This window comes from Sporosarcina sp. FSL K6-5500 (assembly GCF_038005665.1).
Classification (GTDB): Bacteria; Bacillota; Bacilli; order Bacillales_A; family Planococcaceae; genus Sporosarcina; species Sporosarcina psychrophila.
Genome location: NZ_JBBOTP010000001.1, coordinates 4,853,133 through 4,868,491, shown reverse-complemented (window position 1 = coordinate 4,868,491; position 15,359 = coordinate 4,853,133). Strand labels below are relative to the sequence as shown.

Below are 15,359 nucleotides of genomic sequence, written 5' to 3'. Positions count from 1 at the left end.
ATAAAAAACGGAAGTCAACCATATTAATACTTGGTTGGTTCCCGTTTTAGCTTTTAAATAAAACAATGAGGCCTTCAATTAGCCAGAAGTGTAGCCGGCATCTGCATGAATGTTAGTACCTGTTACAAAAGAAGAAGCATCTGAAGCCAACCATAAGCTCGCTTGTGCAATTTCATTCGGTTGACCGAAGCGGTTGAGTAGACTTAATTGAGGTGCGTATTCTTCTTCTTTTAGGTCAAATTGCTCTAATGCTCCGCGTAACATTGGTGTGTCGATTGCACCCGGTGCTACTGAGTTTACGCGAATGTTTAATGGACCATTTTCCATTGCAGCTACTTTAGTCATCCCAACTACAACATGTTTTGCTGCAACATAAGCGATGTTGTTTGGTTGTGGGCGGAAACCGCTGACAGATGAAATGTTAATGATGGAGCCACCGTTACCTTGTTTTTGCATTTTCTGTTGATTCACCCATACTCATAGCTGCGCCTGTTATGATTGCTACTTCTCCTTCTAATACTGGAAATGTCATTTTAATTTCCTCCTTATATTTATATTCACATTTATTAAATAGGAGGAATGTGACTTTAGCTCACGCTGAGATTGTTGTGTAGGGTACGTTTCACTATTCCGCGATTACATATTTATGAACTGGAGATTAGATTAGGTACTGATAATCTAATCTCTATCAATTTTTTATACAATTGGGTGAATTATTTGTTGTTTTTTGTTGCACAAGCACCCAAACAATTCAAGGCATAGCGGGTTCTACAATTACCTTGTTATTCATCGGTTTTGTTCAAAATGACATAGATACTCGTTTTTTCGGTGCTCGTATTTTTGAACGCAATCATCAAGTTTCCATTACAGTGAATGAGTTCATCTTTCATGATACTCATTTCTTGATCATCTATCGTGAACACACCATTCCCTTGAATCGCGAGAGCTGTTAAATTCATACCAGGATGCTTATGAGCAGGCATTTCTTGACCCGGAAAGAAGTTTAACACGAATGCGACGCTATCCGCTTTTGTATAGATGTTTTTCTTTGTAAATCGTTTTTCATCAAACTCTTGATAATCTAACAGGGATTTTTTCTCCATATTAATTCCTCCTCGTAATCTCTTCTCACCTTCATCATAATGCAGTTGATAGAAATTTCAATTAAGTTGATTCGATTTTTGGTGCAGATTTTGGAGTTGAAATTATTTTTTTGATTGGCAACGATTGGTAAGTCTTGCATCAATCACTGGTAAAAAAACAGGGCAGAGGTGGTCCATTCTTATGGCCGTAATCATTACAAACCATTCAAAAATGTCGCCACGTTGTCCCCTTTTTTGAATGGTTTGTCTATATATAGGGTGAAGGCATCGTTCATCTAGGCAAAAGACGTCGTGCTGTCGTCAAAAAACACTCGCTATATATTCGGACCTAATTATTTGAATAGACTAGGCGGTATATCTCACTAGTAAAACGAACAACTCTAGCGTAAGACCATCTCCAAGCGACAAAGCTGTGTAGGAAGAACATTCTATTTGTTAATAGTCGACTATATAGTAGGCAGAAATGTATTTGTACTTCATTCGATAGAGGAGGACCGTGATGAATTTATTATTTAACGAGTCGCCGCTTCAAGTGCTTGCATCGCTAGTGATGCAAGCTGGATTGAAGCGGCCATTTTACTCCAGCAACTACATGTTAGATCGCTCATCTCGCCCTAAGTGCGGGTTGGGCATAAGTGGGTTTACAGAACATATGAAGAGTGGAAAAACGAAGAGGTCCCATTTTGGTTTGTCGATACGATTAAAAGAGCGATTCGTAAACTGAAAAATAGCGGCTATATCATGTCGACTTCTGCATATAATCGGATGAAAATGGTCAAGACGAAATGGTAGCGCATTAATTATACAAAGCTGCACTGTCAGTAGGTGCAAAATGCCCCATCGATGATAGCAAAATCAGCTCAAGAGGAAGTGCAAATTGCCCCCTCTAGAGAGGGCATAATGCCCCTAGCAATAACCTAAGAGTATAAGAGTATTAAAAAAGAAACTGTCGAGAACGATCTCGACGTTGCGTCTGTTATGGATTCTTTGAATGACAAAGCAAACAAGTAATTTAAAGCGTCTTCGAAAGCGAAAGCAAGATTGCTGAAAAGGTTTTTCAGTGATGGGGACACATTGGCAGATAGCAATAAGGTCATTGGTACGATAGCTAAGAACTGGCTGGATGATCCACAATGGCAGAAGTATTTACGTCCTTCTACGAGAACTATTTGGAAGAATCGAGGGTTAGTGATTTGCCAGAAAGCACTCCACCAAAATCGCTCGAATTAGACTTTAGCAAATGGCTGGTGTAGCGGATGACGTGTCATGAGTAAATTGGGAAAAGTGTATTAGGATCGGTGTTGGTAGAAAATAATTTATTGATTGATAGCGAAGTGAAATAATAAATATTCGTTAGCAAAACTTACTGCTGAAGGCTTTGGTTTTGTGCGAGTTCCTTATGTGGTAAAATAATACCATATAGATAATTTACAATCATTGGGGGACATGCTGTATGAACAATCAAACCTACTTCTACAAATTTCTTGAACCGCTCTCCAAAGAACTTGCATTTGTCGCGCGCGAACTAGAAAACAGTATCTTCTCTAGCCCGCGCACAATGCTAACTCATGCGAGAGCTTTCGTTGAAAATATATTGCAACAAGTCATCCAAGCGGAAAAACTACCGAACGAACAATGGACAAACCTTAAAGAACGACTCGACCTACTAAATGACAATGGCTATTTAACACCTGAAATCCGTGACGCGCTTCACCACGTTCGTCAAATCGGCAACAAGGCGGCACATGATACCCGTAGATTCCGCTACTCTGAAGCACTCCTTTCATGGGAAGCCATCTACACAATCGTCAAATGGTACGTCGAAGTATACGGACCCGTCGACCTTATCGTTCCGGAATATGTAGACCCATCGCCACAAGAAAAGACATACGACATCAGCGAGCTAGAGGAGCGGTTGAAAGTACTTGAAGAAATGCTTAGACAAGCACTCCTTCCTGAGCCGAAAGAACCTGGTCAACAACAATCTGCTATCATACCTGTGAACATCCCGCCCGTTCCAGAACAACCTGGCTTTACAACAATCCGATCACTGACATACAAAGGGCAAACACTCGACATCCCGTACTTCCTGCGCGACGCCTTCCTGTTGCCGCAGCGCTTCAGCAAATCCGAAACGTTCCTCATTCGTCTCGGAGCAGAGCAACAAGCACGCATCATGAGCGAACTACCAAGCGACCTCGAAGGCTTGCACAAACACGTCAAACGCTATACCGAAAAAAACGACGAAAACCTCTTCGAGGAATTAAAAAGGTATATCGCAGAAGAGAAAGTTCGTAGACAATTACTACTGGATCGACCAGGTGAACTGTTTTTCTTCTACAAGGCCGACTATATCGTAGTAACAGAAGAACTGGCCAGCATTCCATTCACAATCGATGAATTCACAGGAAGCCCAAGTCTTCTTAAGCAATTGAAGGAGGACCAGATTGATACGGTTGGGCAATTACCAAATGAGCTTGTGATCTTGGCGAAGTATGAGAATGTTGGGGTTGGTACAGTAGAGAAGGTATTTGAGCAGTTGAAGGGGAAGCAGGGGATACTTACGTCAGTCTGATGAGTAGATCGTAGCTGAAGATGTTAAAGGAAACACTTTTTTTAAAAAAGGCATGATAAGTTATGACATTACGGGATTGTCTTAACTTATTATTTGCTGCATCCGTTAATGTCTATGTAATGTAACTCTTTGGATACTCATAATCACAGGTATCCTTCCAGTCTATTTGAATGAAAAGTAAGACGGGTGCTTATAGAAATGCATTAATTCTAGGTATTTGTATACAAAGAAACAATTACTTATACCATTCATATATACTATGTAGAAGTAAGTGAGATCTCTTTGTGAATAAATACTGAATTATATGGATCAATAGTGTTACTAATAGAAAGAAGGTTAAATTATGTCTACAGCAAACATTGGTTTTGAAGAAGATTTATGGCTTATGGCGGACAAGCTTCGTGGAAGTATGGATTCGTCTGAATATAAACATGTCGTATTAGGTCTATTATTTATTAAATATGTATCAGATGCATTCGAAGAGAAACATTCGGAGCTTTTAGCTGATGAATGGGCGGATGCGGAAGATAAAGATGAGTACTTGGCAGAAAATATTTTCTGGGTACCAAAAGAAGCACGTTGGACATTCATCAAAGAAAATGCGAAAAAGCCTGAAATCGGGCAAATCATAGATAGTGCAATGATTGCCGTTGAAAAAGAAAACGAATCATTACGTGGCGTACTGCCGAAAGACTACGCTCGCCCTGTTCTTGATAAAACAAGACTTGGTGAAACGATTGACCTGTTCTCATTCAAGGTTGGAGACAAAGACAGCCGCTCGAAAGACGTTTTGGGACGTGTATATGAATACTTCCTAAGCAAATTTGCAAGTGCAGAAGGGAAGAATGGCGGGGAGTTCTATACACCAACATCTATCGTGAAATTACTCGTTCAAATGCTTGAACCCTATAAAGGTCGCGTTTATGACCCATGCTGTGGTTCCGGCGGGATGTTTGTTCAAAGTGAAAAGTTTGTAGAAGAGCACGCGGGAAAACTGGGAGATATCGCAGTATACGGTCAGGAATCAAACCCGACCACTTGGAAACTGGCAAAAATGAACCTAGCCATCCGTGGAATTGACAGCAATATCGGTGAACACCATGCAGATACCTTCCATAATGACCTACATAAAGGTTTGAAAGCGGACTTTATCATCGCAAACCCACCGTTCAATATTAGTGATTGGGGCGGGGAGAAGTTAAGCGAAGATGTACGTTGGCAATATGGAACACCACCGGTAGGAAACGCGAACTACGCATGGATTCAACATATGGTCTCAAAACTTGCTACATCTGGAACAGCAGGATTTGTCCTTGCCAACGGTTCCATGTCGACAAGTACAGTTGCAGAATTAGAAATCCGTAAAAACTTGATTGAACAAGATCTCGTTGAATGTATTGTTACTTTACCGGGACAGCTTTTCTATTCAACACAAATACCTGTTTGTATCTGGTTCGTAACACGAAATAAAGCAAAGAATGGCAAAAAAGAGCGTAGAGGCGAGATTTTATTTATTGATGCAAGAAAAATTGGTTCCATGGCAACACGTACCCTCAAGGAGTTTTCGACCGAAGATATTAACCAAATAGCAGATGCCTATCATGCATGGCGCGGAACGAATGATCAAGACTATGAGGATGTCGCAGGCTTCTGTAAAGTGGCGAAGTTGGATGAAGTACGTGAACACGAATATATCCTCACACCAGGTCGATACGTTGGACTTGAAGCAGCTGAAGAAGACAGCGAGCTATTTGAAGAGAAAATGGATCGTTTAACAAGCGAGTTAGCAGAGGGATTTGTGAAGTCGAAAAAGTTAGAAGACCAAATCCGCAAAGCATTGGAGGGGATTGGGTATGGGGTTTGATTGGAAAAAGACGCAATTAACAGATCTCTACTCAATTACATCAGGACTATCTAAAAAAAGAGAGGAATTTGGCTTTGGATTCCCATTTTTGACTTTTAAAGAAGTGTTCCATAATTACTTTTTACCGGAGAAATTAGAGGAGCTAGCTAACACAGATGAAAAAGAGCAATATAAATGTTCAATTGCACGAGGTGACGTTTTCCTAACTAGAACCAGTGAAAAGTTTGAGGAATTAGGGTTAAGTAGCGTCGCGTTGAAAGATTATCCAAATGCAACTTTTAACGGTTTTACTAAAAGATTAAGACCAAATCAAACGGCGGAACAAGAATTATTACCTGAATTTGTTGCGTTTTATTTGAGATCTGTACACTTTAGAAATCAAGTTCTTAGTTTGACAAATATGTCTACTAGAGCGAGTTTAAATAATGAAATGATATCTAAGTTAGAAATCAATTATCCTCCTTTATCGGATCAAAAAAGAATTATTGATTTACTATATTCAATCCATAAGAAAGTTGAAGTTAACAATAATATAATTAATACTATCGAACAACTCGCCCAAACACTTTTCAAACACTGGTTTATGGATTTTGAGTTTCCGAATGAAAACGGTGAACCGTATAAATCGAGTGGTGGTGAAATGGTAGAAAGCGAATTTGGGATGATTCCAAAAGGTTGGGGAATAGCAACACTAGGGGAGGTTTGTGATGCGAATAAAGATAGTAAGTCTAACGGAGATAAGTGGGAATATGTAAATTATCTTGACACCGCTAACATCACTAGAAACTACATAAGTAAAATACAAAAATTATATACCGACAAGCACAAAATTCCAAGTCGAGCGAAAAGAATAGTTAAGGAAAATGATATTGTTTATTCAACTGTCAGGCCAAACCAACGCCATTATGGAATTATTAAAAAGCCTGAAGAGAATATGCTTGTATCGACTGGATTTGTAGTTTTGACAAGCAAAACATCATATTCCAATGATTTGGTATATATATGGCTTACACAAAATGAAATCACGCAAAAACTACAATCTATAGCTGAGCAAAGTACTAGCACCTATCCATCGATAAAACCAATTGATATCCTATCAATTAAATTGTTGATTCCTTTAGAAAGAGAATTAGTCCATCTATCAAGTATTATTGAAAAACAATCTAACCTAATCTGGAAGAACCAACAACAGAATCGTTCTCTTATTCAAATGAGAGATACGCTCCTCCCAAAACTCCTTTCAGGAGAAATCGAAATCCCAGACGAAATTGAGGTGACTGATGATGTACCAATTTCATGAAGATGATCTTGAGCAAGCTGCACTCGAATGGCTTGGTAATCTTGGCTATGAAATAACAAATGGGCCGACGATTGCAGTAGATGGAGAGTCACCTGAACGGGATAGTTATGCGGATGTGGTGTTGAATGGACGTCTTGAAGCTGCACTGATGAGGATTAACCCGCATGCATCAATTGAAACGATTTTCCGTGCAGTACAGCTTGTTACGATGGTGCAGTCACCGAATTTATTGATTAACAATCAGATTTTCCAAAAGTATGTGACCGATGGTGTTGATGTGGAAGTACGTACGAATGATGGAAGAAATACTGTTGAAAAGCTTTACTTATTTGATTTTGAAAATCCTTCAAACAACAACTTCCTGGCCGTGAATCAATTAACGATTATTGAAGGAAATACGAATAAACGTCCTGATGTCGTTGTATTTGTAAACGGCTTACCTTTAGTCGTCATTGAATTGAAAAACACTACGAATGAGACAGTCGGTATTTCTGAAGCGTATCACCAACTTCAAACGTATAAATCGACAATCCCGTCTCTATTCCAATACAACGCATTTTTAGTGACGAGTGATGGTATCAATGCACGTGCGGGTTCCTTAACGGCAGATGAGGAGCGCTTTATGATGTGGAAAACGGTTGACGGAGAAACGATTGCACCGTCAACAATCCCACAACTAGAGGTGCTCATTCAGGGGATGTTCGAACCACGCAACTTCCTTGACTTACTCCGTCACTTTATCATTTTCCAAACAGACGGAGAGAAGACGTTTAAAATACTTGCAGCCTACCACCAATATCATGCAGTTAATAAAGCAGTTGTCGAAGCAAAACGTGCAGCTGCTGAAACAGGTGACCGTAAGATTGGTGTTATTTGGCATACGCAAGGTTCTGGTAAGAGTTTGTCGATGGTCTTTTACACGGGGAAACTTGTCCTTGAAATGAATAACCCAACGATTGTCATGCTGACGGATCGTAATGATTTAGATGAACAGTTGTTTCATACTTTTTCGATGTCAAGTGACCTATTACGTCAAGCGCCAAAACAAGCAAATAGTCGTAGTGACTTAAAGCGGTTATTGGCCGTTGAATCGGGTGGGATCATATTTACGACGCTGCAAAAGTTCGCTCCAGAAGATGGTTTTACCCATATGGACGCACTCACTACACGCCGAAACGTTATTGTGATGGCAGATGAGGCACACCGGACGCAATACGGTTTCGGGGCACAGGTGATGAAAACGAATGAAGATGTTTTGACGAAATACGGCTATGCGAAATACATGCGTGATGCCCTTCCAAATGCATCATTTGTAGGTTTCACAGGTACACCTGTTGAGTCTTCAGACAAAAATACCCCAGCAGTTTTTGGAGATTACATTGATATTTACGATATGACACAAGCGGTTGAAGATGGTTCAACTGTAAAGATATATTATGAAAGTCGGATTATAAAACTAGAATTACCTGAGGGACTCGATATTGATGATGAGTATGATGAAATAACTGAATACCAAGAGCAATCAGACCAAGAACGCTTAAAGTCCAAATGGTCACGACTGGAAGCACTTGCGGGTGCTGAACAGCGTCTGCATAAACTTGCCGAAGACATTGTGAGTCATTATGAAGCTAGACAGGATGCCATGTTCAGTAAAGCGATGATTGTTGTGATGTCTCGCCGAATTGCCATTGACCTTTACGCAGAAATCGTAAAATTACGACCGGTTTGGCATTCGGAAGATGACGATAAAGGGGTCATCAAAATTGTTATGACAGGTACATCGAGTGATCCTGAGCATTGGCAGCAATTCATTGGAAATAAAAGCCGGCGTGACAAGTTAGCTCGTCGCATGAAAGATAACAACGATGAACTCAAAATTGTCATTGTACGTGATATGTGGCTTACAGGGTTCGATGTTCCATCTATGAGTACAATGTATATCGACAAGCCAATGCGCGGACATAACTTGATGCAGGCGATCGCTCGTGTAAACCGCGTTTTTAAGGATAAGCCGGGTGGATTGATTGTTGACTATATCGGCATTGCAGATAGCTTAAAAGAAGCACTGAAACAATATACAGATTCAGATCGTGATACGACAGGAATTGATACATCCCTTGCAGTCGATCTGTTACTTGAGAAGTTCGAAGTTATCCAAGAGATGCTTTATAAACATAATTACGACAAGTTCCACTCAGAAAAAGCTACAGACCGCATGAAGGCAATTACAGAAACGATGGATTTTGTAATTGGACTGGGGGAAGAAGAGAAGAAACGATTCTTAAAAGTCGTGACTGAACTGGCAAAAGCATTTGCGCTATGTGCAACAGAGCCAGAAGCAGAAGAATTAAATGTAGAAATCGGATTCTTCAAAGCGGTGAAAGCAGGGCTCGTGAAATTGATTTCAACAGAGGGGGGGAAAAAGACATCTTCACAAGTCGATGCCCAATTGAATCAGCTCATCTCAAAATCAGTTATTTCAGAAGAGGTTATAGATATTTATTCATCCCTTGGTATAGATAATCCTGATATCTCTATTTTATCTGATGAGTTTTTAGCTGAAGTTCAAGCGTTACCACAGAAGAATTTAGCTGTGGAATTATTAAATCGCTTGTTGCAAGGCAAAGTGAAACATGTTCAACGGACAAATCTTGTGAAAGCAAAAAAATTCACGGACATGCTACATGCGGCGATTAACAAATACAATAAACGCGCGATAGAAACGTCAAAAGTCATTGAAGAACTAATCGAACTTGCAAAAGAAATGAACGACTCGTACAAAGCCGGAAAAGGCTCGGATATGATACAAGAAGAAGTTGCATTTTACGATGCCCTAGCCTCGCACGAAACAGCAGAGCAAGTTCTAGGTGATGACATATTGAAAGTAATTGCGCATGAGCTGACAAAATCGATTAAGGAAAATATGAGTATAGATTGGAATTTACGTGACTCTGCGAGAGCCAAGATGCGGATTACTGTTCGACGACTGTTGAAGAAGTATGGCTATCCGCCTGATTTACAGAAGATGGCGGTGGAGACGGTAGTGAAACAGGCTGAGTTGATGGCTGGGAATTTATGATATCGAATAGGAATTTATTTGTTCGCTTATTGAAGAGGAAAGATGGAAAGTAAATGGTGAATTATAACTTTAAAGACGAGGATGATTAGATGGCAGAAGTGAAAATTCCATTATATCTAAAAGATATTATTGCTTATGTGGAAGGTAAGAACCAAATGAATAAATTAGGGTTGTTGGCAAGTGTAACTGTCACCGCCTTAATGATTGCGAATCCAAGTGTGGGAGCAACTGCGTCCGCTGCATACACTTTATTAGGCTCAAGTGTTTCATCTCAAATAAAGAAAATATTAGATATGCTTGATAGTAAGAATAAAGAGGATCAGGCCATAGAAGTATTTGAAAGGTGCACGTTTACTGAAATCTTATTGTCTAGGCTAGCTGTTAAACAAACTATAGAAAAGAATTTAAACGGTAAAGACATGCTGTTTGCACAATGGAAACTTTCTAGAACATTCGAAGAAGAACAAAAGAAGGAAATCAGCCGATTAGATGAAGAAAGAGAAAATAAATTTGTCCAAACTTATTTGGACAAAGGGTCATTTAACAAAGACAACTATTGGGATGAATTACTTGAAGCTATACTCAAAGTATTAGATATATCTACGGATGAAATAATTAATTTCAAAAAACAGATGATAGAAGATATATCTCATAATTATAGGGCATTTAATAATCAAGTAGCCTATGAATCTCAACTATTCAATAACTATGTTCGCAATACTGAAAAATATGGTGGCAAAGATGTAATTGAAAGGCTTAACGAGTTGATTGAGTTCATGGGTTCTTATGGGAATTTGTATAAGACCATTGATGAAGTTGAACAGTGGTTGAAAGTAAGTACTGATCCATCGATTGGCTTGAATTTTTTTAACTATGAGGAAGATGACTTTGAAAAACAGTTTATCCAGCAGTTATCGAATGAGGTTATATATCTGAAGGGGAAGACTCGAGAAGAAGTAGTCTATTACACTCTTTTTATTCTTAAAAAACAAGTAAAAAATAGAGAACAAGACACATATATAATTGATACAAAGGAAAATTGGGATGCGCTTAAAGGCAAATGTAAGGATAAAATTCTGATTCCCAATTTTAATGCATCGGTTGTAGATATAATACCATATAATACTAATATTATTATTTATAGTGATGAAGATTATCTTGGTAATAAGCAGCCAATTGAATTAAACAAGAGAATTCTAAGTAATATGAGTGAAATGCTACAAAATGAGATAAAGGACCTGGCACTAGTTAATAGAATTGTCGATAAATCTAATGGTCTCTATACGACATTTAAGAGAATGGTGTTTAAAGGTAAGTCAGGTTATCCAAAATGGGAGGAACATACTAATCGTTCATTCATCCCTGCATTGTTAATTGGGAGTTGGACAGAATCAGATACATTAGCGGATAGGGAAATACTAAGCAAATTAGCCCATTCTTCATATGAGGAATATGTACAGTCAATCAGCAAAATGGTTGGAGGAGAAGATTCTTTTCTTATAACGTACAAAAATTATCGGGATAAATCTTATAAGCTTGCAAATGTAGAAGAAGCGTGGGAAATAATTTTCCATCTTCTAACGCCAGAAGTAATTACCACCATTAAAGATGTTATAGTCGAAGTGCTGACGGACGTGGCTCCTATGTATCAATTACCGGTAGAAGAACACTACAGAGGAACGATTCTGGACAAGGGGCCGAAGTACTCTGAGAACATGAAAAAAGGCATGATAAGCTCACTAATCATGTTAGCTAATATGGACGGTAAAGATAACCATATGAACATTAGATCAACACAACACTGGGTAGATGGGGTAGTTTTAGAAGTACTCGGTAAAATTGATTCGCGAGAAAAATGGTTTGCTATTTCTGAATACATGCCAATGATTGCAGAGGCCTCACCCGATGCAACACTTACTGTACTGGAGAGAGAAGTAATCCTCTCTGATTCTCCTTTTTGGCAACTCTTTGAGCAAAATGGTGACGGCTTCTGGGGACGAAACTATTACACACACATCTTATGGGCGTTGGAAAAATTACTATGCCTAGAAGAAACTGCTCTACGTGTAGTAAAAGTGTTAGCTAAACTTTCAGAAAGAGAAGTTGATTATCCCATTAGTAACAGTCCGATATCGACGTTACATCATGCTTTGTGTGCCTGGTTACATGATATCAATATTTCTATAGATGAAAAGATACAGCTAACAGACTTTTTGGTTAAGCGTAACAAAATTGGTTGGGAGCTACTGGTGTTGCTATTGCCAGACAGGACGCCTGGACGGACAATGATGAGTATGATGAAACCTCACTATCGGCAGTATAAAATGAATTACAAATTAACACAAAGAAAAGAAATTATCGACACCTACAAAGCTTATAGCAAGATTGCTATCCGAGAAGCAAAGGTTGACCTATACAGATGGGGCATTCTTTTTGATAAGTTCTTTTTCTTTGAATTAGGGTTAGCTGATGATGTGATAGTTGGAGCAACTACAGCAATTGAGCAGTGTAGTTCAGATGAAGCAAAATATGAGTTTAAAGAAAAAGTTCGTGAAATATTGTATCGTCACCGTTTCTATTGTAAATCCCATTGGGCAGTCAGAGAGGAACATCTATTACGAATAGAACAAGAAGTGTATGACACCATTAAGATCGAAAATAAACTCTATAATTACCTACATTTATTCACAATAGATAAACCAATTACCATACACCCTGAACCTTATCAGGAGAAGAAATATGATTATAACAAAGAGAGAGATAATCTAAGGGAAATACGACGCTATGCTCTCGGAGAGATACAAAAAGATCCTGACTTAAAGATTATGGATCTGTTATTGATGCTAAACGAGAATCATCAATTTGGGAGAAGAGCGATTGGCGAGATTGTAGCAAGTGATTTTCATGGATATACGACCAATTCATCATTTATAGCTGAATTGTTAGCGGAGGAACAAACAGTGGTTCTTCTTGCTTATGTTGGAAAGATTTATGAAGAAAAAGGCATTCAAGTTATTCTTAATGTGCTAGAAAAAGTAGAGGATAATTTAGAACTACAAGTTGCATTATTGAAAATAGCAGAAATAGATGAAGTGTTAGTATCGCTAGTAGATAGTTTTGGACCATTGGTTGTTAAGAGATATTGGGAAATCCTTCCTTCTCATATAGAGGTAAAGGAGGAAACTGTTCGACAAGATGTTTGGAATAACTTATTGGAGGCCAAAAACTATCCTGCTGCGGTTATCATGCTTAACCATAACTATTTTCGGGATATTCCAAAGCATATCGAATTATTAACAAAAATGCTAAATGATCCAGGTGACAATGATATTTATCGTGAACAATATCACATACGTAGAGCATTTCAACATATTTATGAAGTGGACAATCTAATTGCAGAAGAACGTGTACTTGTACGCAAATTAGAGTGGGCATATTTTCAACTATTAATGGATGAAATAACTCCAAGATATCTAACACATGATTTAAAGACGGACCCTAACTTAATGTCAGAATTAATTCGTTATGTGTTTAAATCATCAGATGAATCAGTTGAACCTAGGGAATTGACAGAAAACGAAACTAACATAGCAAAACAAGCATTCAGTATATTATTTAAATTAAAGTTTTGTCCTTGTGTAGATGAAGAAGGTAGTATTTCTGTAGAAGAATTAACGGCATGGACGAAGCAATATTTAGAACTCGTCGATAATAATAAGCAATCCATTATTGGTCAGCAAAAATTAGGAGAGTGCTTCTCTCAATCACCGAATGGAAAAGACGGATTTTTTCCTCATGAAGCGGTACGAGAAGTATTTGAGAACCACTATTCTGATGAAATCAAACGTGGTTTCGTAATCGGGATAAATAACAATCGTGGAGTCTACACAATTACGAATGGAGAAGGAGAAAAAAAACTTTCCGCGCAATATGAAATGTACGCTAAGGCAGTTAGACTTGAATATCCTCTCATGGCAGGAGCACTAAAGGAAATAGCAGATGATTATATGAGGCAGTCTAGGGCAGATAGAGAGAGGGCTTCTCATGATCTTTAGAGGAGAAAAGTTAAAATTTAAAAGAGGTGACAGGCTAGGTAAAGGTGGGAACGGTATTGTGCATGAAATTATTTGTCTGCCACCATCTGCCGACCGATTAGTAGCAAAATTCCTCATATATTCTAATAATAATTATAAGAAAAAATATGCACGGTTTAAACAAGAAGTTCAGACTGTCCAACGACTTAGTAAGAGCTATGATGGATTATTGCCAATTATCGACTGCTATTTACCTGAGCAGACTCCAAATAGAGAAGAAACTGCTTGGTTTGTTATGCCACTTGCAACACAATTAAAAAATCATATTTTTGGTCATCATTTAAATATAAAGGAAAAAATGAATATGGCCAAGGATATAGGACGAATTCTCAGCCATATTCACAGAAAGGGTTATTCCCACCGAGATATAAAATTAGATAACTTACTAGTGTATAGAGAGAATGTAGTCTTAAGTGACTTTGGACTAGTTAGTCATCAGGATTATGACCGACTAACAGGGTCGAAAGAGAGAGTAGGGCCTTGGAATACAATTGCTCCAGAGATGAAAAGAGAGCCGCATAAGATAAAAGACGCTCGTCCAGCCGATGTCTATTCTTTTGCGAAACTTATATGGATTATCTTAACTGAAGATGAAGACTGCTTTGAAGGACAATACTCCAAAGAAAAAGTCTTTGGTTTAAAATGCGATATGTTTAATGTCGCATCCATTGAGTGTATTGACAGGTTATTAATGCAATCAACGAATGATGATCCAGGAATGAGACCAACGATTGACAGAGCTTTGGATTTCATCTATCAGTGGGAGAAAGTGATAATAGATGAAAACTTGTTGAAGAAAGAGAAACAAATCGTTGCTGCTGAAACCATTAGGAGGACGTTAACACCAAAAAAATCAACGTTCACAGAGTTTAATGCGATCTTCGATATTTTGGGAAAAATTATTGAATGCCATACAATAAAGAGTCAGCAGTTTGAAAAACTATTACCTAAGACGTGTCAACTATCAAGAGTATCCGGTTGTATAGAGTTAAGTGACGATAGGAACAACTATATTTTAAAACCAAAGGAAATAACAATGGAAACTGGAAGCGATATGGATATATATTATGTTTTAGAGCTTCAAGATATTACGGACCAAGAAGTCGCGATGATTGAAGAGGAAGTAGTAAGGTCAGAAGAAGTTACACTGCTTGATATGTTAGTCTCTACAATGGAATTTCCGGTTTCCAAAATTGTCCTACATGGTGAAAAAGATGTGATTTTTGAGAGTTACTAAGTAATGGCAGTTAGAAAGCAATTGTTCTTCTACTAATGGGGTGTTAGTTCTATTAGCTGATATACGAAAGGACCCGAAAAAGGTCCTTTTTATTTTGACATACGGTA

At 38.4% G+C, this 15,359-nt stretch carries 9 protein-coding genes and 1 pseudogene; 8 read left to right on the top strand and 2 right to left on the bottom strand.

Annotation, left to right across the window (positions count from 1 at the left end; translation table 11 throughout):
• Positions 1 to 78: 78 nt before the first annotated feature.
• A complete protein-coding gene (locus MKX62_RS23410) occupies positions 79 to 456 on the bottom strand; it encodes an SDR family NAD(P)-dependent oxidoreductase (RefSeq protein ID WP_340742505.1) in 378 nt (125 codons plus the stop codon).
• A 326-nt stretch (positions 457 to 782) separates the two neighbouring features.
• Complete coding sequence (locus MKX62_RS23405) at positions 783 to 1,103, bottom strand: cupin domain-containing protein (protein ID WP_340742504.1); 321 nt, start codon at positions 1,101 to 1,103, stop codon at positions 783 to 785.
• 499 nt (positions 1,104 to 1,602) lie between these two features.
• On the opposite strand from MKX62_RS23405, the gene MKX62_RS23400 reads away from it, so the two are divergent.
• The 8 genes and pseudogenes from MKX62_RS23400 to MKX62_RS23370 all read left to right on the top strand — a co-directional run bounded on the left by MKX62_RS23400 (position 1,603) and on the right by MKX62_RS23370 (position 15,252).
• Positions 1,603 to 1,827 carry a hypothetical protein gene (locus MKX62_RS23400; protein ID WP_340742503.1) on the top strand — a complete coding sequence of 75 codons (225 nt, stop codon included), beginning with the start codon at positions 1,603 to 1,605 and terminating at the stop codon, positions 1,825 to 1,827.
• Between the two features lie 299 nt (positions 1,828 to 2,126).
• Positions 2,127 to 2,333, top strand: a pseudogene (locus tag MKX62_RS24535) (conserved phage C-terminal domain-containing protein); the annotation flags it as partial.
• A 223-nt stretch (positions 2,334 to 2,556) separates the two neighbouring features.
• A complete protein-coding gene (locus MKX62_RS23395; RefSeq protein ID WP_340742502.1) occupies positions 2,557 to 3,678 on the top strand; it encodes a DUF4145 domain-containing protein in 1,122 nt (373 codons plus the stop codon).
• 343 nt (positions 3,679 to 4,021) lie between these two features.
• Positions 4,022 to 5,542, top strand: coding sequence for a class I SAM-dependent DNA methyltransferase (locus MKX62_RS23390; protein WP_340742501.1), 1,521 nt, complete (start codon positions 4,022 to 4,024; stop codon positions 5,540 to 5,542).
• Positions 5,532 to 6,842 carry a restriction endonuclease subunit S gene (locus tag MKX62_RS23385; RefSeq protein ID WP_340742500.1) on the top strand — a complete coding sequence of 437 codons (1,311 nt, stop codon included), beginning with the start codon at positions 5,532 to 5,534 and terminating at the stop codon, positions 6,840 to 6,842. The genes MKX62_RS23390 and MKX62_RS23385 overlap by 11 nt, the downstream gene beginning before the upstream one ends.
• The gene (locus MKX62_RS23380; RefSeq protein ID WP_340742629.1) at positions 6,826 to 9,921 is read left to right on the top strand and encodes a type I restriction endonuclease subunit R; all 3,096 of its coding nucleotides are present in this window, start codon (positions 6,826 to 6,828) and stop codon (positions 9,919 to 9,921) included. Before MKX62_RS23385 ends, MKX62_RS23380 begins: the two co-directional genes overlap by 17 nt.
• Positions 9,922 to 10,010: 89 nt before the next feature.
• Positions 10,011 to 13,976, top strand: a complete 3,966-nt coding sequence (locus MKX62_RS23375; protein ID WP_340742499.1) for a hypothetical protein — start codon at positions 10,011 to 10,013, stop codon at positions 13,974 to 13,976.
• The gene (locus MKX62_RS23370) at positions 13,966 to 15,252 is read left to right on the top strand and encodes a protein kinase domain-containing protein (protein ID WP_340742498.1); all 1,287 of its coding nucleotides are present in this window, start codon (positions 13,966 to 13,968) and stop codon (positions 15,250 to 15,252) included. Before MKX62_RS23375 ends, MKX62_RS23370 begins: the two co-directional genes overlap by 11 nt.
• The last annotated feature ends 107 nt before the right edge of the window (positions 15,253 to 15,359 follow it).